The following is a 12,336-nucleotide window of genomic DNA, read 5'->3' on the forward strand; positions in this document are numbered from 1 at the left end:
GCTTTCACGCATCGACTGGAAGGCCACGTCACGCCGCTCCATGCTGGTGAGCCGTGACTACGAGGAGACGCGCAATCAGACGATCCTGCTGGTGCCGGACTGCGGCCGGCGCATGCGTGCGCTGGATGGCGGACTCAGCCAGTTTGATCACTGCTTGAATGCGATGCTGCTCATCGCCTTCATCGCGCTGCGGCAGGGGGATGAAGTGGGAGTGGTGGGTTTTGGCGGAGTGCAGCGCTGGCTGCCGCCGGTGAAAGGCGCGCACAGCATGCCGAAGCTGCTCAACCATCTCTACAACTACGAGGCCAGCAGCGAGCCGAGCGACTTCATCGAAGCGGCGGAACGTGTGATGACGCTGCAGAAGCGGCGAGCCCTGGTGATCATGCTGACCAATCTGCGCAGCGAAGACGGCGCTACACTGGCGGCGGCCGTCGGCGCGATGCAGAAGCGACATCTGGTGCTGACCGCCACCCTGCGTGAGCAGGAGCTGGAACAGCGTGCGGCGGCTCCCATCGATCACCTGCACGACGCGCTGCAATACGGGGCGCTGACGCATTACTTTGGCGAGCGCCGCCAGCTGCTGGAGTCGATGCGTGCGCGCCGGGTGCTTACGGTCGATGAATCAGCGCAGATGCTGCCGGTGGCGCTGGCGAACAAGTATCTGGACGTGAAGGCGGGCGGGCTTCTCTAAATCAGTGCTTTACATCATGTGGCGCTTACCGCTATATGTGGCGTTATTTGCGACAAATTTGTCATGGATGAAGGTGAGCGCATGCCAAGTTCAATCAACCACTGGTCCTTGCCTTATCCGCAGGCAGATCAGCGCCGTCATGAGGTGGCCCTGACCCGTGCGATGCAACGCGTCTGTGCCAGTGGAAGCTATATTTTGGGTGCCGAGGTGGATGCGTTTGAAACTGAATTTGCTACTTATCTGGGGCTCAGCCAGGTCGTGGGCGTGGCAACCGGGACGGATGCGATCGAGCTGATTTTGCGGGCGCTGGAGATTGGAGCCGGGAGCAAAGTGGCGGTGCCATCCTTTGCCCCATCAGCAGTGGCGGCGGGGGTGGCGCGCAGCGGTGCGGCACCTGAGTTTGTCGATATAGAGCCGGGCACGTTCACGCTTTGCTCTGAGTCCTTGGATGCCCTGCTGTGTTCTCCCCGGGGGCGGGGGGTGAAGGCGGCGGTGGTTGTGCATTTGTACGGACACCCGGCGGACTGGGAAAGTCTGCAACGTGTGGCGGATGAGCACGGGATTGAGCTGCTGGAGGACTGTGCGCAGGCGCACGGTGCCATGTGGCATGGGCGGCCTGTCGGAACGCTGGCCAGGGTGGCGGCGTTCAGCTTTTACCCAACGAAGAATCTGGGGGCACTGGGAGATGCCGGTGCAGTGGCGACGAATGACACCGAACTGGCGGAGCGTTTGCGCATGATCCGACAGTATGGCTGGAAGGAGCGCAACATCAGCGAGCAGCCCGGTGTAAACAGCCGGTTGGATGAACTGCAGGCGGCGGTGCTGCGGGTGAAACTGGGTGCTTTGGATGAGAGCGTTCTGCAAAGAAGAAGGCTGGCGGCGGAATATGATGCCCGGCTGGTGGGCAGCCGCGTGGTGACTGCGCCGATGGTGCGGGGCGGGTGTGAGCATGCCTACCACCAGTACGTGGTGCGCTCTGAACGGCGGGACGCGCTGATGCTGCACCTGCAACGAGCCGGGATTCCGGTGGCGGCGCTTTATCCCGTACCGCTGCACCGGCAGCGTGCTTTTGGCGGTGGCAACGAGCTGCTGCTGGAGTCTGACCGGGCTGCTGCTGCGGTACTGTCACTGCCCATGCATCCTTACTTGTCCGAGGATGCCTTGGGTGCCGTCTTGAAAGCCATGGAAAGGTTTGAACATGAGGGCGCCTGAGTACGATCTCATGCGGGCGGTGGAGGACTGCCACTGGTGGTATGCGGTGCTGCGCAGCCAGGTGCTGCATGCCCTGGCAGGGCGACTTCCGCCACGTGGCCGGCTGCTGGATGCCGGATGCGGCACGGGGGGGATGCTGGAGTTTTTGAAGGGACGGATTTGTGATCTGAATGTGGCGGGTGTGGATGTTGCGGAGGAGGCGGTGCGGCACTGCCTCCAGCGCGGCCTGAGCACCGTGCAGCTGGGTTCGGTGGAGGCGCTCCCGTATGCGGATGCAGCCTTCGATGCAGTCCTCAGCCTGGATGTGCTGTATCATGATGGTGTGATCGAAAAGCGGGCGCTGGCGGAAATGGGCCGTGTGCTGCGCCCGGGTGGCCTGATGGTGCTGAACCTGCCTGCGTTTGAAGGTCTGCGGGGATCCCACGATGTGGCGGTCAGCGGTGCCAGGCGCTATGGAGCATCTCAGGTGCGGACGTTGCTGGAGCATTCGAGCTTTTCCGTTGAAATAATCCATTATTGGAATGCCTGGCTGTTTTTGCCGCTGCTGGCGTGGAGGCGGTTGAGCCGGATGAGAACTGAGCCGGCGGCTGCGGGTGAGTCGGATCTGAAGCTCACGCCGCGCTGGATGAACTCGCTGCTGGCAGGCATGGGCAAACTGGACGCCGGGCTGTGTCGGGAACTGCGCGTGCCGTTTGGCTCCTCCGTCTTTGCTGTCGCGCGAAAAGCGAAACGACCAACCGGAGGGATGCTTCATGGAATCAACTGAGGCTCCTCCAGAACTGAGCTTTGTGGTGCCGCTGTACAACACGGGCGAAGGTCTGCGCCCGTTGCTGGACGCCTTCCGCGCCATGTCGCTGCCGGAAACCTGGGAACTGGTGCTGGTGGATGACGGCAGCACGGATGGCACAGCGATGGCGGCCCGGCAGGCGGTGGTGGATTTTCCCGCGGCCGTGAGTGTGGTGGAGCTGGCGCGCAACTTTGGTGAACATGCCGCCGTGATGGAAGGCTACCGCCATGCCTGTGGTGACTTCGTGGTGAACCTGGATGATGATCTGCAAAATCCCCCAGGTGAAGCTGTCAAACTGGTGCGTCACCTGCGCGAGTCCGACGCCGAGGTGGTCTATTCGCGCTATGCGAAAAAGAAGCATCACTGGGCGCGCAATGTGGCCAGCTGGCTGGCGAACTGCTGCGCTACGTTTCTGCTCGGCAAGCCGCAGGATCTTTACCTCTCAAGCTTTCGGGCACTGCGTCATGACCTGGTGGGGCGGATTGTAGCGTATCGCGGTCCCTATCCTTATGTGGATGGATTGATCCTTGGTGCCACAAATCGCATCGCTACGCTGGAGGTGGAGCATTCGGAGCGCCAGGGCGGGCGGAGCGGCTACACGCTGCGCAAGCTGATCCGGCTGGCGCTGAGTTTGCTGTTTGATTTCAGCGTCATGCCGCTGCGAATCGCCAGTGTGCTGGGGGTGCTGCTATGTGTCCTGGGCGGATTGATTCTGGCTGAGGTGGTGCTTGAAACCCTCTTTGTGGGGCAGCGGCAGCTTGGCTGGGGTTCGCTGATGGGGGCGCTGGCCGTTTTCAGCGGTGCCCAGCTGCTGATGCTGGGGATCATCGGTGAATACGTCGGGCGTGCGTTTCTTACCGTATCCGGCAAGCCGCAAAGCCTTGTGCGTACTTTGACAACCCACGTGAAACCACCGTCTGCATGATCCAAGAAACCAACATTGAAAACTGCTCCGTGCGCGGTGTGCGTCTGTATGAGATGCGCCATGTAGTGGACCACGTACGGGGTAATCTCACGGCGCTGGAATTCAGCCAGGACCTGCCCTTCGTCGCGCAGCGCATCTTTCTCACCTACGGCATCCCATCCCAGAGCACACGCGGAGAGCACGCCCACCGCTTGTGCGAGCAGTTCCTCGTCTGTGTGCATGGCGAGTGCCACCTCAGTGTGGATGATGGAGAAAACCGCGAGGAGTTCTGTCTGAATCGTCCAACCTTTGGCGTGCTGGTGCCGCCCATGGTATGGGCGCAGGAGTATCTGCATTCAGCGGATTCGGTGCTGATGGTGCTGGCCTCGCGCCCGTATGAGTCAGAGGATTACATACGTGATTACAATGAGTTCACGGATATGGTGAAAGGATGGAAAACGAAGCCATGAATGCCAGCACCATCACAGCGGCGTGTGAGCCGGTAATGGCGACGAGACTGTCGCGCTGGTGGGCTGGCACCACGAATGCGATGCGCAGCCAGTCCTTCTGGCTCACGATTGCTGTGATGATGATGGTCACGCTGGGCATCGGCTGGCTGGACTTCATCACCGGCTTTGAAGTGACGTTGTTTGTTTTTTACGGCATCCCTATTTTTCTGGCGGTTTGGTGGACTGGAACCAGGGCGGGGCTGTTCATTGCAGTGCTGTCAGGCGTGGTGTGGTGGCTGGCAAACATGACCACGAATCCTTACGAGACCCAGCTGGGGTATGCCTGGGCTCTGGTCAACCGGCTGGTGTACCTGTGTGTGGTGGTTTTTGCCGTGACTGCGCTGCGCAACAAACAGGAGGCTGACGAGGCGCGTATCCTGATGCTGGAGGAACGGCGGCAGCTTGAAAAAGACATTGTCAGTGTGAGTGAGCATGAGCAGCAGCGCATCGGCCAGGATCTGCATGACGGCATCTGCCAGCAGCTGGCGGCGATCGGCTGTGCGGCGCGGGTGCTGGCGGAGGACCTGCAGGCGCAGGGGGTACAGGCCGCGCATGACGCCAGCTTGATCGAGGGATCGCTGCAGCAGGTGGTGATGGAGGCGCGCAATCTCGCGCGTGGCATCTTTCCGGTGCATGTGGACCGCAGCGGCCTGGCGGCGGCGCTGGCGGATCTGGGGAAAATGATGAGCCGTCTGACCGGCATCCCGATCGTGGTCAATGACTGCGTGGATGTGCCGCTGGATGCCCCGGAGGTCTCGATGCATCTCTACCGCATCGCCCAGGAAGCTGTGGCGAATGCGGTCAAGCACAGCGGCGCGACGGAGGTTCAAGTGACGATGAAGCTCGAGGACGAAATGCTGGAACTGCGGGTGGAGGACAACGGCAAAGGCATGCCGAACATTTCACGCACGCGTGGCGAAGGAATGGGGCTGCGGACGATGCACTACCGTGCGCAGGCGCTGCAGGCCGTGCTGGGCATCGAGCCGCGCACCCTGGGTGGAACCATGGTGAGCTGCCGTGTGAAGCTCAAAGATCTCAAGGAACTCAAACATCTCAATGACCATGAAGAAAACTGAATTGAAAGCAGCGAACAGCTGCAAGGTGCTGCTTGTCGAAGACCATCCCATGTTCCGGGAACATCTGGGACAGCTGATTGATCGTGACCTGGGCATGTCCATCTGTGGTGAAGCGGACAACATTCGTGATGCCATGCGGCTGATCCTGGAGACCAAGCCCGACATCGCCATTGTGGACATCACCCTCCATGGCTCCAGCGGACTGGAGCTGCTCAAGGACATCAAGGCGCAGGGGCTGGACATCAACGTTCTCGTGCTTTCGATGCATGATGAGGAACTCTACGCCGAGCGCGCCCTGCGTGCCGGTGCCAAGGGCTACATCACCAAAAACGAAGCCTCCACGGAAGTGATCGAGGCGATCCGCTGCGTCATGAACGGGGACGTCTATGCAAGCCGGCAGATGACGGCAAAGCTGCTGGAGCGCATGACGCAGAAACGCAGCAATTCTGAACTGGCCGGGATGGAAACGCTGGCTGACCGGGAGCTGGAGGTGTTTCAAATGCTTGGCCGCGGCAAGAGCACGCGCGAGATCGCCCAGACCCTCAATCTGGGAGAGTCGACCGTGGAAACTTATCGTGCCCGCATCAAAGAAAAGCTTCAGCTGCGCAGTGCCGCCGAGCTGTACCTGCGTGCAGGACAATGGGTTCGCGACCATGGTGCCTGACCTGACTGGCACCCAGGCAAGATTGTGCATGCTGGATTAAATCCCGAAATTCCCAGCTGAGGCACGACTGTTTTCCTCGATTTATACGAGGTTTGAGGCGTGTTAGCCGCACAATGCATTACTCCTGGCTGAGGAATGATAAAGGTTTTCGTCAACGTCTTCAAAAAATATCTGATGTTCATGTCGTAGGTTGATGTGTTTCTAGATATCAGCCTAAGATAAAATTAGATTATTGGGTGTCAAATTTGACGCTCAAGCTGGTGCACAAAAGGGAGGCGAACGAATTCACATGCGTGGTCTGAGAGAGCTGGTCATTCCACAGCGGACGTAGTGCAATGCCTCCGCAGGGCTCCGCCACGGAGTGCGAGTGACCGACAGTGATTGTCCTCGTGCGGTTGTTTCCTCCCTAAGCTGAATCCCTCGCAATGCTGGCACAGCGAGGCATTTAAACATGGCTCCTTGATGCCAGTCCGCGTGTTTCTGTGATGGCCGATCTCGTTAAGTGCAGTACGTGAGAGGTCTTCTGGTTTGGTGATTTCTTTAGCACTCGTGGCAGTTAACGCGACACGGCATGTCTATTGCTGAGAGCGGGCGTTTCAGCGCAAACTTTCGTCAGTTAAAAATCACCTGACCGAAATCATGTCAAAACGCAGACGTAGCAAACATCCCAGCGGCAAAGCCGTGACTCACGTCGTCACGAGTACGCGAGTGATCAACGTCGCATCTCTGGGTGCTCTTTCAGAGCCAGAGCAAACATCACCTGCCTCCGGGTTTTGGGTTCACGCAGCTATGGCGGCTTTGCTGCTGGCTCTATCAGCCAGCCTTTACGTCTGGACGGCCGATTTTCCGATGGCGTTCGACGACCATACCTATCTCAAAGACAATCCGTTTTTCCGTGGAGGAAACACCTTTGATTATCTGAAGGACTTCAACGAGTTCGTGAAGCGGCCGTTTAAAATTGGGTCTGATCCTGATTACGCCGTCAATGCTGTCATGCGCCCGGTCGCCTATGCGAGTTTTCGCCTGAACTACAGTTTGGATGAATTCAACCCACACTGGTACCGACTGGCGAATGTGGCGATTCACGCAGTGAATGCGATCCTGGTCTATGCACTGGTGACTGCGCTGCTCCGTCGTTCGACGCTGGCCGCCAGTTTGCAGCGAAGTTCCGTTCTGTTTATTTCTGCGACAGCGGCCCTGCTGTTTGCGGTCCATCCGCTGGCCACGGAATCAGTGACTTACATCGTTCAGCGTTTTACCTCGCTGGTGGTGCTTTTTTCGCTCCTGAGTTTGTGTCTGTATTTCGCCTCATGCTCGGTGCAGTCCAGGTGGAGCAGGTGGCTATTGCGTGGCGGCGCGGTGGCGGCGGTGCTGCTGGCCATGCAGACGAAGGAAGATGCCTTCATGATCCCGCTGCTGGCGGTGCTGCTGGACTGGCTGGTGCTCGGCACGCGGCTGCGGGCGGCGGCCCTCAGGGCGCTGCCGCTGCTGCTGTGCATGCCGCTCATTCCTGTGCTGGTGTTTATGACGGCGGCGGCGCAGCACGGCGGCTTTAGTTTCGATGCCGCCATGAACATCGTGAATTCACGGGATGAGCCGCTGAGTCACTGGCACTACTTTTTGACCGAACTGACGGTCATGACCCACTACCTGCGGCAGATGTTCTGGCCCAAGGGGATGAATCTCGACCCTGAGTGGCCGCTCTATTGCTCGCTCTTTCAGGGGCCGGTACTGCTGGCCTTGGCCGTGCTGAGCGGGATGGTGCTGACGGCATGGGGACTGGTCCGCCGATTCAGGGGGGATGTGCGCTTTGTTTTGGTTTTTGCCTGTGTGGGATGGTTTTTCATCACTATCTCCGTGTCTTCGGCGCTGACACCGTTGCCGGACTTGGTGGCGGAGCATCGTTCCTACCTGCCATCCATTGGCATTTTTATTCTGGTGGCATGTCTGCTGGACTGGCTGCGGAGCAGCAGCAGCGGTGCCCGCGCCCATGTGCTGCGGGTGGGGATTCCGGTGTTCACCCTCCTCTGTGTGGGCGCGCTTTCATGGAAAACCTGCATTCGCAACAATGTCTGGCGGACGCGAGAAAGCCTCTGGGAGGACACCGTGGCGAAGAGTCCGGGCAAGTACCGCACCTGGGGAAATCTGGGCGCGGCCTACTCCGATGCCGGGAAGAATGAAAAGGCGGTGCATTGCTTCCGTGAGGCGCTGAAAGTGGAACCGCGCTTTCAAAACGGACTGCTCAATCTTTCCAACTCACTGCTCAGGCTCAACCGCCCCAAGGAGGCGCTCGACACCACGATGCAGCTCATCAACATCGACAAAACCGCCACCACCAAGCCGCCGGTGGCATTCACCCTTGGCCTCAGCCTCGCAGGAGTGGGGAGGTACGATGAAGCTGTTGCCGTCTTCCGGGACATCCTGCGAGCCATGCCCAATGATCCCCAGGCGCACAAAGCGCTGGGTCTTGTTTATTATCAGACGGGCATGCCCCACCGGGCTCTTGATCATTATCAAGCTGCCGCACAGGTGCAGCCGGGGGATCCCCAGCTTCAGAAGCTCATTGAAGCGGCTCAGATCGCGCTGGCTGGGAAGGGCAGGCCGCGTTGAGGCAGAGGGAATTCAACGTGATGGTGGAATGCGTGCCGTCGATTCGGCGGCAATCCACCCGGCAATGAGTTTCAACACCTCGGCGCGCTGGTGGAAGAACAGGAAATGATCTTCACCTCCAAAGTGGTGGGAGGTGACGTCAAGACCGCCTGCCTTCAGCTTTTCAGCATAACCGGAGACATACTCCCAAGGCACGCGGTCATCGCTACCTCCTGAAAGGATCAGTGTGCGGCGCGTTTGCAGACGTGCGGCGAGGTCCGCCGGCTTGATGCGATTGTGAAACACCGCTGAGAGAAAAATCAGGGAGCGGAACTTTGGGCCACCGGTTGATTCGGCCAGACACACGCCTTTGCCGCCATTGGAGAGGCCCATGAGGTGGATGTGATCGGGATCAATGGCCGCATGCTTTCCGGCATCGGCTATGGCACGCGTGATGGTCTCGTAGCCTCCACGCTTTTCCCAACTTCCCATGCCAAAGCTGGGGGCGATGACGGTGATGCCGAGTTCATCAGCGATTTTGGAAAGCAGCCAGATATAAGCTTTGAAATTACCGCCGCTGCCATGCAGGAAGACCAGGACGGGCGTTGGTTTGCTGCGGTCCACGCTGGCCGGAATGTAGTGAAAGTAATGGCCGTCACGGAAATCCCTGAAGCCAATCTCGCGATAGATGGACGGCAGAGCAGAACCGACGGCGGTGAAGTCTGGATCCGCGCTGATCTCAGCATAAAGGGTGTCGGTCATCGCAGCGAGTTCTCTGCGTTGCTGCCGGGTGAAGAACGGATCGAAGGCCACCGCCACCGCATAGCCGAGATGGATCTGATCGATTTCTGGCAGGAGGGAGCCGATGGAACTGCGGTCATAGTGCCAGCCACCGTCGGAGAAGCGCGAGTGAATCCGTGCCGTCTCTGAGGTGTGCGCATCGGGAGTCTGCCAGAGTGCGCCTGCTACGCCGAAACATGCGGCGAGAGACGAAATTTTTCCCAACCACACCTGGATCACGGAGCCGCGTTCATCACCGATCCAGTAGAGCAGGGGGCTGACTGCCAGCAGGCCGATGGAGGTGCTGAGAAGCATGCCTTGCCAGGTGTGCATGCAGCAGAGGCCGAAAACTGCCAAGGGGGCCAGGACAAGTGCCAGCATGAGCGCGAAGGCTTTCAGGAGGACGAGCGGCGATGACATGCCGCATGCAATGCTGCTGGCAGAAGATGACAACGAGTTCTTTTGCCGTCGGCTGCATGCCTGGATTCCAGACTTTTCGCCTGAACAATGAGGGATTTGATTCTTGGCAAAGTTCTCGGAATGCGCCTTTCTGATCCCATGCTGAATCCGCCCCCTTTCATCTCATGAATGGAAGTGCTGTAAACAGCACCGATGTCTGGCCGCTGCCTGTGGGTGTCAAAACGCGGGCGGGAAATATCACTGTCAGAATGCGCGCCAGCCCTTGCTGGGTCTCGCTGTCAGCGCCCATGCTGCTGACGGTGCTTCTTGGCTGGCTGGATCACGCCACCAGCTGGGAGATCAGCTGGTTTATTTTTTACGCTTTTCCCATTATTCTGGCCGTCTGGTGGTCCGGCGTCAGCGGGGGAATGGCTGTGGCCATCGTGTCCGGCGGAGTGTGGTGGGTGGCCAACATACAATCCAATCCCTACACGACCCAGATGGGCTATGCGTGGGCTACGATCAACCGGGAGTTCTACTTCTGTGTGCTGGTGTTTGCGGTGAATGCGGTGCGCAGCAAGCAGGACGCTGACGCGGCCCACATCCGGATGCTGGAGGAGCGGCGACAGCTCGAGCTGGACATCATCCAGGTCAGCGAGCATGAGCAGCAGCGCATCGGCCAGGATCTGCACGACGGTCTCTGCCAGCAGCTGGCGGCCATCGGCTGTGCCGTGCATGCACTGGCGGAAGAACTGCATTCGCAGCAACTGCCGGCGGCGCATGATGCCGCCCTGGTGGTGGAGTCCGTACAGCAGGCGGTGGCGGATGCGCGTGATCTCGCCCGTGGGATTTTCCCGGTGCATGTGGACGACTCCGGTTTCTCCGCCGCCTTGAAAGAGCTGGCGGGCAACACCAGCAGGCTGACCGGTGTCTCCATCGTCATCCAGGAAAGCGGCGAGATCCAGATCGACAGCCCGAAGGTGGCCATGCATCTCTATCGCATCGCTCAGGAAGCGGTGGCCAATGCGGTGAGGCATGGCCGGGCTCGTGAAATTGTCATCGCATTGGACCAGCGCGGCGATGTGCTGGAACTGCGTCTGGAAGACGACGGCGTGGGCATGGTAACGGACAAGACGTCCGCACTCACAGGCATGGGCCTGCGCACCATGCGCTATCGCGCGCAGAGCGTGGGGGCCACTTTTGAAATCACTCCGCGCAGCGTGGGTGGCACTTGTGTTTGCTGTCGGTTGAGGCTTCCAGCTCAGGCTGCCAGTGGGCAGACTGCAGAGTCGGCGCATTCATAGAGCGCGGAGCAGCGAAGACATGCTGCGGACTCACCGAACGGCTCACTTTTTTGCTGACCGTCTTCATTTCAACATCCCCAGCATGGAGCGATGTCTAGGCCAGCATTGCGAGAATGCTGGCCCTGAAGAATAAGGCCACGAGCAGTTTGATTTGGATCAATAGTACTTCACCAAACCATCGCGCCACAGCGGCTTGAGCTGATCAATCGGGGAATCGATCAGGGTGGTGCCGTTGTGGGAGATGTTGAGGTAAGGATCACGCGTGGAGTCGCCGATGATGGTGAGGCCGGCGGCTTCGGCGGCGCTGACGTGTTCGGGGGCGATCTCGACGAGGAGGCGGCCGGGAGTTTCACCGAAGAGGAGTTCGGCGGTGGTGAGGCCAGCGTGGGCGGGCATCTTGTCGGTGGAGATGCGGAGGCCGCCTTTGCCGCTGAAGGCCATTTCGGCCAGGGCGACGGCGAGGCCGCCTTCTCCGATGTCGTGGGCGCTGAGAACGGCGCCCTGCTTCACGAGTTCAAAGTAGCGGCGGTAGGCGGCGAGGCTTTCGACTTCGCAGAAGTCGGGGCCAGCGTCCATGCCGATGCCCTTGGTGTATTTGGCGACGATGCTGCCGCGCAGTCCGGCGCTGGCTTTGCCGAGGATGGCGATCTTGCTGCCGACGCGGCGCAGGGAGGCACCGATGACGTGCTTGGCATCTTCCACGACGCCGAAGCCGCTGAGCAGCAGCGTGACGGGGATGGAAACGGGGCCTTCGTCGGTGATGAAGTAGTTGTAGAAGCTGTCCTTGCCGGAGACGAAGGGGGCGGCGTAGGCGATGGCGGTTTTGGCCATGCCCTTGGTGCATTCCACGAGGGCGCCGAGCTCGCGCTCGTTGTCGGGATTGCCCATGCAGAAATTGTCGAGGATGGCGATGCGGTCTGGATTGGACCCCATGGCGACGAGCTGGCGCACGCACTCGTCGACGACGGCGCGGCCCATGAGATGCGGGTCGGTTTTGCCCCACTCAGGGAGCAATGCGCAGGCGAGGGCGACAAGCTGCTGGCTGCCATCCACACGGATGACGCTGCCGTCCTGCGGGGCATCGCCTGAAGCACCGGCGAGGGGCTTGAGGACGGTGTTGCCCTGCACTTCGTGGTCGTACTCGCGGATGATCGGCTCACGGGAGACGATGGAGAAATCGGCGAGCAGGGTCTTGAGTGTGGCTGTCCAGGACTCCGGACGCACGGGCACCACTGGCTTCACCGCTGGCGGGGTGCGCCATTTGGCCTTCATCTCGCGGCGCGGGGCCTCGTGCAGGGCTGTGACGTGGAGATCGCAGACGATGGTGCCATGGTGGAAGACTTTGAGGCGCTGGGAGCCGTCGGCCTTGGCCAGAACGCAAAGTTCGGTCTGGTAAATGGCGGCGAGCTCATGCATCGCGG

At 60.0% G+C, this 12,336-nt stretch carries 11 protein-coding genes; 9 read left to right on the plus strand and 2 right to left on the minus strand.

Annotation, left to right across the window (positions count from 1 at the left end; genetic code table 11):
• From ACIREA_RS15150 to ACIREA_RS15185, 8 genes are all read left to right on the plus strand, one after another.
• A partial coding sequence (locus ACIREA_RS15150) for a DUF58 domain-containing protein (protein WP_397383124.1) occupies positions 1–691 on the plus strand: 691 nt, incomplete at its 5' end.
• An 81-nt stretch (positions 692–772) separates the two neighbouring features.
• Positions 773–1,903: a DegT/DnrJ/EryC1/StrS family aminotransferase gene (locus ACIREA_RS15155; RefSeq protein ID WP_397383125.1), complete on the plus strand. Its 1,131-nt coding sequence runs from the start codon at positions 773–775 to the stop codon at positions 1,901–1,903.
• Positions 1,890–2,669, plus strand: coding sequence for a class I SAM-dependent methyltransferase (locus tag ACIREA_RS15160; protein ID WP_397383126.1), 780 nt, complete (start codon positions 1,890–1,892; stop codon positions 2,667–2,669). Before ACIREA_RS15155 ends, ACIREA_RS15160 begins: the two co-directional genes overlap by 14 nt.
• On the plus strand, positions 2,656–3,615 hold the full coding sequence (locus tag ACIREA_RS15165) for a glycosyltransferase family 2 protein (RefSeq protein ID WP_397383127.1): 960 nt from the start codon (positions 2,656–2,658) through the stop codon (positions 3,613–3,615). Before ACIREA_RS15160 ends, ACIREA_RS15165 begins: the two co-directional genes overlap by 14 nt.
• Positions 3,612–4,064, plus strand: coding sequence for a sugar 3,4-ketoisomerase (locus ACIREA_RS15170; RefSeq protein ID WP_397383128.1), 453 nt, complete (start codon positions 3,612–3,614; stop codon positions 4,062–4,064). The genes ACIREA_RS15165 and ACIREA_RS15170 overlap by 4 nt, the downstream gene beginning before the upstream one ends.
• Positions 4,046–5,179 carry an ATP-binding protein gene (locus ACIREA_RS15175; RefSeq protein ID WP_397383129.1) on the plus strand — a complete coding sequence of 378 codons (1,134 nt, stop codon included), beginning with the start codon at positions 4,046–4,048 and terminating at the stop codon, positions 5,177–5,179. The genes ACIREA_RS15170 and ACIREA_RS15175 overlap by 19 nt, the downstream gene beginning before the upstream one ends.
• Entirely contained in the window at positions 5,166–5,843 is a 678-nt protein-coding gene (locus ACIREA_RS15180; RefSeq protein WP_397383130.1) for a response regulator, read from the plus strand. Before ACIREA_RS15175 ends, ACIREA_RS15180 begins: the two co-directional genes overlap by 14 nt.
• Positions 5,844–6,482: 639 nt before the next feature.
• Positions 6,483–8,453, plus strand: a complete 1,971-nt coding sequence (locus ACIREA_RS15185; RefSeq protein ID WP_397383131.1) for a tetratricopeptide repeat protein — start codon at positions 6,483–6,485, stop codon at positions 8,451–8,453.
• A gap of 12 nt (positions 8,454–8,465) precedes the next feature.
• Here the strand turns inward: ACIREA_RS15185 and ACIREA_RS15190 are convergent, their stop codons facing one another.
• Entirely contained in the window at positions 8,466–9,545 is a 1,080-nt protein-coding gene (locus ACIREA_RS15190; protein ID WP_397383132.1) for an alpha/beta hydrolase, read from the minus strand.
• Positions 9,546–9,796: 251 nt separating this feature from the next.
• Between ACIREA_RS15190 and ACIREA_RS15195 the strand changes: the two genes are divergently transcribed.
• A complete protein-coding gene (locus ACIREA_RS15195; RefSeq protein WP_397383133.1) occupies positions 9,797–10,915 on the plus strand; it encodes a sensor histidine kinase in 1,119 nt (372 codons plus the stop codon).
• Between the two features lie 156 nt (positions 10,916–11,071).
• Here ACIREA_RS15195 and ACIREA_RS15200 read toward each other — a convergent pair.
• A partial coding sequence (locus tag ACIREA_RS15200) for an AIR synthase-related protein (protein WP_397383134.1) occupies positions 11,072–12,336 on the minus strand: 1,265 nt, incomplete at its 5' end.

Source organism: Prosthecobacter sp., assembly GCF_044373815.1.
Classification (GTDB): Bacteria; Verrucomicrobiota; Verrucomicrobiia; order Verrucomicrobiales; family Verrucomicrobiaceae; genus Prosthecobacter.